The organism is Arenibacter nanhaiticus, assembly GCF_900141935.1.
Lineage (GTDB): Bacteria > Bacteroidota > Bacteroidia > Flavobacteriales > Flavobacteriaceae > Arenibacter > Arenibacter nanhaiticus.
This window is the reverse complement of the sequence record NZ_FQYX01000055.1, coordinates 1-10,171: the sequence shown is the minus strand read 5'-3', so window position 1 is coordinate 10,171 and position 10,171 is coordinate 1. Positions and strand designations below refer to the sequence as shown.

The following is a 10,171-nucleotide window of genomic DNA, read 5'->3' as shown; positions in this document are numbered from 1 at the left end:
ACGACAAATACTCCTATGCCATAAAGAGCTGGAGAGACAACTGGGAAGAGCTCACGGTATTCTTTGAGTTCCCGATAGAGATCAGGAAAATAATCTATACTACCAACCTGATCGAGAACCTGAACGGGAAGATAAGAAAGTATACCAAGAACAAACTTTCCTTCCCTACGGACGATGCGGTGATGAAATCCGTATATTTGGCCGTGAGGGAAGCGACCAAAAAATGGTCCATGCCAGTAAGGAACTGGGGAATCATCCTAAATCAGTTCCTGACGATCTATGAAAAAAGGGTCAGACTTTAGATAAAAGTCCAACCCCTGTTATTTTAAACTTACACAGTTTACGGGATAGTGTCTCGGAAAACTTAGGTTGGGATGAACAACGATTTATAAAAAGAGAATTACAAGCTTCATTGTATAATAGACAAGGTAATTCTAAAAGTGGAATTTTAGGCATTGTACTTCCCTCTATGTATGATTCTATATATGCAGGGTCTGTAGGCTTCCCCAAAAATCAGACAGTTTAATATTCATTAAATTTCACATGCCATAAGATATCTCAAAATAACTGACATAATATATTGCACTTGACACTCCTAGAAATTATAGAATCTGCCGTTTTCGACACTCCAAATCCCCAATCCCCTCGCTTTCAATTGTTAATAACTCTGTTTGCAACCCTAAAATTGCCAATATAACTACCAAGCATATTGGTGTATTTCAATTTTCTTTGATATCATATAATATCAAATGATATTGAATAATGTTTTAGGCTACACCTATTAACGCAATTCACTGCACATCAATTAGTTGTGTATAACTATTTGTGTTTTCAATGGCTTTCAGCCTCCCTATTTCCTACTTTTATTTTAACAAACCTATAGAAGGGAAACAAAAGCGCTTTTGTTCATTTATTAATCTTAAAAGAGAAAGAAATGGACACTATTTTAATTTTTGATCGCTTAGATCGTTTGGAAAAACTGTTAACCGCCCATAAAGAGGTGTTGACTTTTGAGGAAACCTGTGACTATACCGGAATATCGAGGAGCTATCTTTACAAACTGACTTCCTCCGGGACTATCCCCCACTCCAAGCCCAACGGGAAAATGATTTTCTTTGAAAAAAGAAAACTGAACAACTGGCTCCTACAGAACAGTAGAAAATCCAAGGCTGAAATCGAGAAAGAGGCCCTGAGACATACCCTCAAAAATAGACGGTCATGATAGTCGGTGACCATCGGGGTCAACTTTACAAGGTAAAGGACGCCAAGAAAAAGACGATCTACGATTATACCATTGAATACTTGGAAGGGAAGTACGATATCATGTATAATGAGATATCCCATGATTTCCAGATATCGTTGAAGAAACGGAAGAAGTGAGTATCTTATAAATATTGTCCATTTAAGATTCGTTAAGCGACAATCGCGTAAACCATGTAAGTTTAAAATATCCCTCCAAACTTATCTAGGGGGTAAAGTACTTTTCTAAGACTTTTACCAAAGTTTGAAGTATAGCCATGGCGTATCCTGAAACACTCGATTTCTTCATGCTATGCATAGCTTCATCGGAATTGGATAAAAATCCAAGTTCCAAAAGAACGGCCGGACATGTAAATTGGGTATCCCTTAGCACTTGAAAATGGGCATACTTCCTTCCTCTGATTTTAAAGCCCAAGGAGTTGTCGAACTCCAATAAAATTGTTCTCGCCAAGTTTTCCGATTGTAATAGATGCTTCGTATCCATTTTAATGTGGGGATGCTGTATAAAAACTTCAATACCTTGTGCCTTTTTCCTTGGTGCCTGGTTACAATGGATAGATACAAAAAGGTTTGCCCGTAAAGCTTTTGCTAATTTAGCCCGATGGCCTAACGAAATTAAGGTGTCAGAATACCTAGTTAAATATATATTCAGTTGATTGCCATATAGCTCCTTGTTCAAGCGTAGAACTTCCTTCCCTACTGCAAGGACAACATCCTTTTCCCTTATCCCATTCACCCCTACCGCCCCAGAATCTACTCCTCCATGTCCAGGATCTAAGATGATTATTGGAGCCTTTTTTTCTTGTCCCATAGCAAAGCTCAAGCCAAGGAATAATCCAAAACAAATCGTCAAAAATCGCTTCATAACTCAGTGATTATTTAATGCGTGTTGCACAATATTCATCGATTTCCTCAATTCACTTCCAATACATTAATTTTTAACACTTTAGAATGTTAAAATTTATTCTATTCCCATCATTCTTGCCAATCCTTTAGAAATTCAATAAACAATAATCCATAAGTCGTCCTTTCCCCTACTATCGGGACGGCTTCAAAAACCACATCGTCATGAAAAAAATTTGTAAATCACTTGTACTGTCGCTTTTGGCAACGGCACCGTCTTTTGCTCAGATTGGGGGCATAGAAGATTCTGTAAACGATGTTTCCGATACCATCAGGACCATCTTTCCAATTATCCTTGGAGTCATTTTCCTTATAGGGTTTTTGTTTAACGCCGGGCATTTCTTTGGAGAAAATGCAGATTTAAAAAAGGGTATTACGCGAGTATTGGTCTTTGTACTTATTGCAGGCGCAGTTGTTGGCATCTTTAGCTATTTAATAGGAATTGTAGTCTAATAAATCTTGATTACTACCGAGATGTTTAAAGGCAATTGCATTTGGACCATAAAAACAAATAAACACTTAGGGATGAAAAAATTTGAGGTATACAGGCACATTAGAAAAAGAGCGCTGATCTTCGGGCTGCCTATATCCTTTTTTGCCCTACAGATACTATTCATTGTTGGTTCATTAATGGTTGTCATTTTCTCCTTCAGCCTCACTATAATCCTAAGTTTATGCGCTCTCAATACAATCCTTTATATAGCCTTGACCAGGATTACAAATACCCCACTACCCTTCCTATTTAAGAGTCTATTTCCTAAAATCATCAGTAATAAAAAATCAACATCCCTTACCTATGGAAAAGATTGAACTATTTGCCTGCCATCCCATTGTGGACATCCAATCTAATATTGTTTTTGCCAACAATGGCAATGTGGTGCTTTGTTATGAGGGAATATTGCCAGAAATCTATTCCCTTTCCGAAAAGGATTTTGAGGACATCCATGGAATCTGGTTTCAGGCCTTAAAATCGTTGCCCACAGGGATGGTTATCCATAAACAGGACATTTATACTAAAAGAATATACTCCTCTGAAAAGTTGCCAAAAACTACCTTTTTAGAAAAAGCTACTCATCAACATTTCAAAGGCCGTGAGTATATGGAACACCGCTGCCTGCTATTCTTCATCCTTACCAAAAACAAAACGCTGAACAATCCAAAATATGTAAACCCTTTTCGAAAGGCCACAAAAGAGATCCATATCGAAGCGGATAGCCAGATCGAAAGTTTTAAAGCTTCTGTAAACGATGCAGTTTCCTTTCTCAACAATAGCCGTAAATTGATGTTTACACCATTGGATTCCGAGGATGTCTTAATGGTGACCGATAATTACTTCAATGGTTTCAATGTGGGTTTAAATACCGACATCCTGTTAGAAAAATCAAAGATTAGCATCGGAGAGAACTACTTTGATGTATTGGCTGTCAATAGCGAGCTATGTTTTGGGGATAGTGTCCTGAGCAGTAAGACCAACGCACAGTTTACCTCGGACGATTTTGTATTCCATCAGGGATTTATAGATGGCATAGGTCTTACCTTGAAAGAAAACCATATCGTAAATCAGATCATTTATCTAGATGACAAACATAAATGGCGTAAAATTCTAGATAAAAAAATCGAGGAACTGAGCAAAAGCTCAAATTTTGGTTCCCAAAACAAAGTAACTCTTGCCAAGGTCCAGGATATCCTACAGCGGATCAATAATGATGACAGTTCTCGAATTATCAGGGGACATTTAAATATTATCTACTGGGATCGAGATAAAAAACAATTGGATAAAATAGGTTCAAAAATAAGGACTGAATTTAAGGAGCTCGATATTACCCCTTACTACCCTAGAGGCGAGGAACGTAAAAATTATATTCTAAACAGTTATTTCTGCTTTTCCTCCAATTTTTCCAACCAAGACCTTTACGTGACCGACCTGAAGCATGCCTTATGCCTCAACATTAATAACAGCAACTACAAATCTGATCGTACTGGTATTATTTTCAATGACAGGGTCCACAATATCCCCGTCATAAAGGATGTCTGGGATGAAAAGAAAAAGCGTATCAAGGCCCGTAACTTTGCCATTTTCGCCCCAACCGGTGAAGGCAAGTCTTTTCTGGCCAATAATATACTTCGTCAATATTTTGAAAGCGGGGTGCGCCTGGTCATTATCGACCTTGGCGGATCCTACACCAAATTTGCACGGTTATATCCTGGGCAATATACCGTACTGAGGTATGAAAACGGTAAAAGCCTGGGCATCAACCCTTTTTATATTAATTCTCAAGAAGACCTGAGTCCAGAACGCTTAGAAGACCTTGCTGTATTCCTTTTCGAACTTTTAGCCTCATACCAAAAGGCCAGTAAAGAACAGTCCGTGTCCATTAAGAAAATACTTCGGCACTACTATCAAAATGTGGATAATGAGCATTCCTTGGATAGCTTTTACCATTTTATAGAACTTCACCAAAACACACTATTAACCAAACTTAAAATACAAGCAGAATATTTCAACATACCTGCCTTTCTGCACATCATGTCCGAATATGTAGGGAATGGACTCTACAGTTTTCTATTCGAGGTCAGTGAGGACCAAACCTATAAAATTGAGGACAAAAGATTGATTGTTTTTGAATTGGATGAAGTACGGGATAATAAGGAAATCCTCTCGGTGATGTTGAAGCTTATAAAATCTGCCATCCAACGAACCATTTGGAAAAACCGTGCAGAAAAAGGTATTATTCTTTTCGATGAGTTTGCCAAACAGCTGAAGTTTGACAATGTCCTTGAGAGTGTGGAATTCTACTATCAAGCGATCCGAAAACAGAACGGGTCCATAGGGATCATCCTTCAATCTATTAATCAATTGCCGGATAATGCTACCTCGGCAAGCATATTAGAAAATACCCAGGTCATCTATAGTTTAAATAATGAAAAAGGATACCAGGAATTAAAAAACCGATTAAACCTGTCCTCCCATGACTTGAACCAGTTAAAATCTATAAGAAACAATCTCATGGGTTCCCGAAAGTACACCGAGATGTTCATCAAGATCGGAAAGGAAAGCAACATATTCAGATTAGAAGTACCAAAAGAAGTTTATGCTGCTTATTTAACCGATGGAACTGAAAGCGAATCCATCATGGCGCTATACCAAGAACATAAAGACATGGAAAAAGCCATAAAAGTTTTTACACAAGAGTCTTAGTCCAAATTAATTAATAACAATTTAAACTAGTTGAAAATGAAACATAAAATCGAGAAACTCATTTTATTCGCCGTCTTGTTCCTACTGGTACATGTGAATTCTAGCGCACAGGGCCTTCCTGTTTATGACAATACCAATTTTATCTCATTTGCAAAATCTTTGTTGGAATCGGGAAAGCAGACCTCACAATTATTAAAGACCGTAAAATTTCTACAACAACAGAAAGAGAACGTGGATAAGGTCAATAATGTTATCAAACAACTAAGGGCTGTAAAAGAACTAGCGATCAGCCATCAACGTCTGTTCGATATAGTTCAGGTTGATCTAAGGGAGATTTTTCAATCAACCCATATACAACCTGATGAAGTTATCCGGATTTCGAATTCATTCAACGAAATATTAGAAAACTCTTTATCGGGAATGGAATATATCGAAGAAGTGTTATCCAGTGACAATCTTAGAATGACCGATGCTGAACGCGCATCAATCCTTAAGAAAAAAGAACTTGAAACCAAAGAAATGGTAGCGGAGATAGAGGCCAAGACACGCCGATACCGAGAAATCATCGCCTTTAGGGAGATGCAGGACAAGATGAACAATAGAGAAACCAAATACTAATGTCGAATACTGTTTTAGCAATAGGGCTCGAATATGTGGATACTGTTTTTCAAATGATAAAAAACAGTGAATTCTCGCAATATACTATTACGGGAATGAAGACTTTAGCTTTGCTATTTTTTCTCATCAATATCCTAAAAAAATACAATGAAGGGGTTGCCAACAAAGACGGTTATACTTGGGGACTGACCCCTACTGAACTTGCTAAGAATTTTACCGTTGTGATTTTGGTCATTTTTTCCACCCAGGTATTAGGAGTGTTCGACAATATTTTGGTGGCCATTGAGGCCCAATATAGGGACACGGCTCCGGCACTCCTCCCGTTACAGTTGCAGGATATCGACATTGAAAAGGATGTGGGTGCTTTGGTAGCCGCCAAAAAAGCCATGGCGCTTTTATATGAGTCCTTAGCGACTCCCTTATACGTATTAAGGTTCGTGTCCTTCATCCTTGGGTTGTTCCTATGGCTATTGGATCTTTTTATTTATCCGCTGTTTTTGGCAGAACGATTTTTTCTATTGGGCATTATGCAGGCCTTTTTCCCATTGGTTATCAGCTTGGCCGTTTTTGAAAAGTTTAGGTCATTGGCCTACAACTTTTTTAAACTCTATGCAGGAGTCTATATGTTGGTGCCGGCCTTTTTCTTGGTAAATGTTTTTATAAATAATCTCTATACGGAAGTGAACACCAATTTCTGGTCGAGCTTGTTCGGTCCGGATTGGGGAACTCGCTATTATGCACCAATGGTACAATTGGCATCGATTGGGTTTATCGTACTCCTTAAGTTCAAATTATACCGCAGGGCTATCTCTTTTACATTTAGACTTTTTAGCGGAGGCTAGATCCTTCTACAGGAAAACATCACTGATAAGCAGGTAAGTTAAAATAAATATGGTTGCAGATAATAATCAAAAAAAACCAACAGATGAAAACACCTTATAAAAACATTTATAGTCTCCTGAACCAAAACCGATTTATTGTATGGTCTCTGGTTATTGGTACCACTGTAACCTGTGTCGTTGCCATTTTATCTGTGGTAAAACTGCACCGGGAAACCCTGAATAATGCATTTATGGTCAATACCGACGGAAGTGTAATTCCCTTAAAATTGGTTTCACAAAAAGAAAACTTAGCGGTGGAGTCATTATCGCATTTAGACCTGTTCCACACATATTTCTACAACATAGATGCGAGCAATTATAAAAAGAATTTGGAAAAGGCCTTGTGGCTTGGAAACAGCTCTGTAGATGGACTGTACAGACAAAAGAAATCCGACGGAGTCTATAACAGGCTATTGCAATACTCGTTGGTCCAGAAGGTCCTCAAAGTCCATTCCGAAATAAATCTATCAAAAGAGCCTTATCCTTTTAAGACCATTACCAGATTTGAGATAAACAGAGGATCGGTAGTAGATATCTATGAATTAGTAACCACTGGTAATTTGATCCACGTAGACCGCAACTTCCCTAAGAACACCCATGGGCTTTTAATCACGGACTATTTTGAAAAGTCCTTAAAAAAATTGAACCATGAGAATTGAAAAAAATAAAATTGTCTTTAGCTCCATACTGCTGGTCATTTTACTGTTTATTTTCGGTTATGCCCTCTTAATCATGGAAAATGGCAATGATGAAAATATATCCTTGGAGCAGACCGAGGTACCTAAATTGGAACAGCAACAAAAAGAGTATAACACCAAACTGGAAGCTATCGATAACATCCAGGAAGAACAAGTAAAAAACGCACCTAGCGTTTATGATGATAAGTTCTTGAATTCCGAAGGAGTATTTGATCCCAATTACTTGGAAAAGGATAAGCAACGTATAGTAGACAGCATTTACAACCAGGGCCGGATCAATTATTCAGAAAGTAGCTACCGATATTCGGATTCTCCTAAAGAACCACCTTTGAAGGCTATTCCTCCTATTCCCCAGGAAAAGGAAGTTCAAGAACCCGTTGCTGCAAGTGAATTGGCCTTAGAGCATCAGCTATTTTTTGCCTCTGCCCCACAATCGGCCCCTTTATCCTTCTCACCTCAAGTTCCGGATGTTTTTGTGGAAGTAGATGGTGACCAAGTGGTGAAGGCCAACAGCCGATTGCGGATGAGATTACTTAATAAAATAACATTGGGAACAATAACAATTCCGAAAAACACCTTAGTCTATGGGGTTATCAGTTTTCAACCGAACCGTACCCTAATAAAAATCGATAATATCAACCGTCAACCTGTAAAATTAAGAGCCTTTGACCTACAGGATGGATTGGAGGGGATTTATGTAGAAAATAGTTTCCGTGGTGAAGTAACGAACGAAGTGACAGGTGATTTATTGAATGACATCAATATTGCCGGTGTTCCTCAATTAAGCGGAATCAAAAAGGTGTTCCAGCGCAATAACAGAAACGTAAAAGTGGCTGTAACCAATAAATACAAGCTTATTCTAAAAGCCAATTAACGCTCATTAAATCTATTAAACATGAAAAACTCAATAGCCTTGATCAGTTTTCTTTGTGTTCTGGCATTTGCAGAAGCACAAAACAGCCATGTCACTGACACTATTTTGGCCAGTGATAAAAAAGTCGTTTCCTTGTTCTTCCCAAACCCTATTCGCCAAGGAATCACAGGTTCCCCAAAGTACGCCTTTAGTTTCAACCGAGATAAAGAACAGTCCTTTGGATTGCTACAGGCTACCCCTGGAGAAGAAAGCAATCTGTTGGTGGTTACTTCCGACGGCAGAGTGTATTCCTATTTGTTACACTATTCCCAAGAACTTGACAAGCTTAGTTATTTCATTGCCGCCTCCGAAAGTATCGGAAATGAAAAATCTGGTAGTGCCCATAAACACAAACCAAAAAAAGTTCTGGTATCCCACAAAACTTTACAGGATACTATTAAAACCACGGACTATTCCAAACTCAGCTCCCAATTACTCAAAAACCCTTTACCCTTTAACCAATTAAAAAACAAGAAAGGGATTTCTATCCGCATGACCAAAAGCTTCTATTATGACCATGAGGTCTTTATCCTTTTCGAAATAGCCAATAACTCTTCTATTGATTTTGAAATTAACAGCTTAAATCTCTTTAAGGTAACAGGAAACAAAAGACGAAAGGCTTCCTATCAAGAACTACTCCTCTCCCCTGTCTACCTATTTAAAATACCACGAGTAGTTTTAAAAGGCCAAAAAGTCCAATTTGTTTGTGTATACCCAAAATTTACTTTGGGTACCAATGAAAAACTTATTGTAAAACTGGATGAGTTGAATGGCTCTAGGGATGTGATGTGGAGGTTGAGACTTTAATAGAAGATTACGGTAGTTGATGCTACTATAAAAGGGGACTATCTCATAAAGTGTGTAAATAAAAAAATAACGGGGGCCGGCCCCCGTTATTTTTTTTGTTTAATTTTAATTTTTTGCACTTTATGAAAAAAGAAGATCTATTTGATGATGATTTCCTTAAACAGTTCAAGACCGGTGATGAGCTTACCGGTTTTCTTAAGGAGATCCAAAAGCGGGGCATTGAGAAAATGCTCGAAGGTGAGCTAGATGGCCACCTTGATTACGAAAAACATCAGAAGTCCAATGGCGGCAATGTTCGCAACGGACACTCCAAGAAGAAGGTAAGAACTTCTTTTGGGGAATCCGAGATCTTGGTTCCCAGGGACAGGGAGGCTTCCTTCAACCCCATGATAGTCCCCAAGCGGGGCAGTATCGTTGATGGGATCGAGAACGTCATCGTATCGCTCTATGCCAAGGGAATGAGCAATAGCGATATTGAAGAGCAGATCCGTGAGGTATATAATTTTGAGGTATCCACTTCCACCATATCTAGGATCACGGAAAGCATATCGGGTGATATAGTCGCATGGCAAAATCGCCCTTTGGAGCCTGTCTATCTCATTGTCTGGATGGACGGTATCGTCTTCAAGGTACGCGAGAACTCCAAGGTCATCAACAAAACGGTATACATAGCCGTCGGTCTGCGCCGGGACGGAAAAAAGGAAGTTCTGGGCCTATGGTTGGGCAAGAACGAGTCGGCTGCTTTCTGGATGAGCGTACTGACCGACATCAGGGCCCGTGGAACCGAGGACATCCTGATTACCGCGACCGATAACCTTAACGGGTTTACGGATACCATCAAAAACGTGTTCCCGGAATCCAAGACCCAGATCTGTGTGGTCCATCAGATCCG

12 protein-coding genes are annotated in these 10,171 nt (G+C 38.9%); 11 read left to right on the top strand and 1 reads right to left on the bottom strand.

The genetic code is table 11. From position 1 onward, the window contains the following. The 3 genes from BUA16_RS17705 to BUA16_RS18780 form a co-directional block, all read left to right on the top strand. The coding region (locus BUA16_RS17705) for a transposase (RefSeq protein ID WP_143150556.1) at window positions 1-302 on the top strand (302 nt) is incomplete at its 5' end. A gap of 632 nt (window positions 303-934) precedes the next feature. Beyond that, window positions 935-1,222: a helix-turn-helix transcriptional regulator gene (locus BUA16_RS17700; protein ID WP_072766045.1), complete on the top strand. Its 288-nt coding sequence runs from the start codon at window positions 935-937 to the stop codon at window positions 1,220-1,222. Next, the gene (locus BUA16_RS18780) at window positions 1,219-1,380 is read left to right on the top strand and encodes a hypothetical protein (RefSeq protein WP_178338923.1); all 162 of its coding nucleotides are present in this window, start codon (window positions 1,219-1,221) and stop codon (window positions 1,378-1,380) included. The genes BUA16_RS17700 and BUA16_RS18780 overlap by 4 nt, the downstream gene beginning before the upstream one ends. Before the next feature lie 85 nt (window positions 1,381-1,465). Here BUA16_RS18780 and BUA16_RS17695 read toward each other — a convergent pair whose 3' ends face one another. Next, the gene (locus BUA16_RS17695) at window positions 1,466-2,125 is read right to left on the bottom strand and encodes an N-acetylmuramoyl-L-alanine amidase family protein (protein ID WP_072766044.1); all 660 of its coding nucleotides are present in this window, start codon (window positions 2,123-2,125) and stop codon (window positions 1,466-1,468) included. Window positions 2,126-2,328: 203 nt separating this feature from the next. Between BUA16_RS17695 and BUA16_RS17690 the strand changes: the two genes are divergently transcribed. From BUA16_RS17690 to BUA16_RS17650, 8 genes are all read left to right on the top strand, one after another. Next, window positions 2,329-2,616, top strand: coding sequence for a hypothetical protein (locus BUA16_RS17690; RefSeq protein ID WP_072766043.1), 288 nt, complete (start codon window positions 2,329-2,331; stop codon window positions 2,614-2,616). A gap of 343 nt (window positions 2,617-2,959) precedes the next feature. Then, window positions 2,960-5,362 carry a TraG family conjugative transposon ATPase gene (locus BUA16_RS17680; RefSeq protein ID WP_072766042.1) on the top strand — a complete coding sequence of 801 codons (2,403 nt, stop codon included), beginning with the start codon at window positions 2,960-2,962 and terminating at the stop codon, window positions 5,360-5,362. A 36-nt stretch (window positions 5,363-5,398) separates the two neighbouring features. Next, the gene (locus BUA16_RS17675; RefSeq protein WP_072766041.1) at window positions 5,399-5,980 is read left to right on the top strand and encodes a conjugal transfer protein; all 582 of its coding nucleotides are present in this window, start codon (window positions 5,399-5,401) and stop codon (window positions 5,978-5,980) included. Beyond that, on the top strand, window positions 5,980-6,822 hold the full coding sequence (locus BUA16_RS17670; protein ID WP_072766040.1) for a hypothetical protein: 843 nt from the start codon (window positions 5,980-5,982) through the stop codon (window positions 6,820-6,822). The genes BUA16_RS17675 and BUA16_RS17670 overlap by 1 nt, the downstream gene beginning before the upstream one ends. Window positions 6,823-6,905: 83 nt before the next feature. Continuing rightward, complete coding sequence (locus BUA16_RS17665) at window positions 6,906-7,520, top strand: conjugal transfer protein TraK (protein WP_072766039.1); 615 nt, start codon at window positions 6,906-6,908, stop codon at window positions 7,518-7,520. After that, window positions 7,510-8,433: a conjugative transposon protein TraM gene (traM, locus tag BUA16_RS17660; protein WP_072766038.1), complete on the top strand. Its 924-nt coding sequence runs from the start codon at window positions 7,510-7,512 to the stop codon at window positions 8,431-8,433. Before BUA16_RS17665 ends, traM begins: the two co-directional genes overlap by 11 nt. 21 nt (window positions 8,434-8,454) lie before the next feature. Next, window positions 8,455-9,279: a DUF4138 domain-containing protein gene (locus BUA16_RS17655; protein WP_072766037.1), complete on the top strand. Its 825-nt coding sequence runs from the start codon at window positions 8,455-8,457 to the stop codon at window positions 9,277-9,279. A gap of 122 nt (window positions 9,280-9,401) precedes the next feature. Further along, window positions 9,402-10,171: IS256 family transposase (locus BUA16_RS17650; protein ID WP_143150555.1), on the top strand; the 770-nt coding region annotated here is incomplete at its 3' end.

Excerpts from the sequence above, each read along its gene's own strand:
- BUA16_RS18780 (WP_178338923.1), top strand. The coding sequence starts at position 1,219 with ATGATAGTCGGTGACCATCGGGGTCAACTTTACAAGGTAAAGGACGCC.
- BUA16_RS17690 (WP_072766043.1), top strand. The coding sequence starts at position 2,329 with ATGAAAAAAATTTGTAAATCACTTGTACTGTCGCTTTTGGCAACGGCA.
- traM (WP_072766038.1), top strand. The coding sequence starts at position 7,510 with ATGAGAATTGAAAAAAATAAAATTGTCTTTAGCTCCATACTGCTGGTC.
- BUA16_RS17675 (WP_072766041.1), top strand. The coding sequence starts at position 5,399 with ATGAAACATAAAATCGAGAAACTCATTTTATTCGCCGTCTTGTTCCTA.
- BUA16_RS17700 (WP_072766045.1), top strand. The coding sequence starts at position 935 with ATGGACACTATTTTAATTTTTGATCGCTTAGATCGTTTGGAAAAACTG.
- BUA16_RS17670 (WP_072766040.1), top strand. The coding sequence starts at position 5,980 with ATGTCGAATACTGTTTTAGCAATAGGGCTCGAATATGTGGATACTGTT.
- BUA16_RS17655 (WP_072766037.1), top strand. The coding sequence starts at position 8,455 with ATGAAAAACTCAATAGCCTTGATCAGTTTTCTTTGTGTTCTGGCATTT.
- BUA16_RS17665 (WP_072766039.1), top strand. The coding sequence starts at position 6,906 with ATGAAAACACCTTATAAAAACATTTATAGTCTCCTGAACCAAAACCGA.
- BUA16_RS17695 (WP_072766044.1), bottom strand. The coding sequence starts at position 2,125 with ATGAAGCGATTTTTGACGATTTGTTTTGGATTATTCCTTGGCTTGAGC.
- BUA16_RS17680 (WP_072766042.1), top strand. The coding sequence starts at position 2,960 with ATGGAAAAGATTGAACTATTTGCCTGCCATCCCATTGTGGACATCCAA.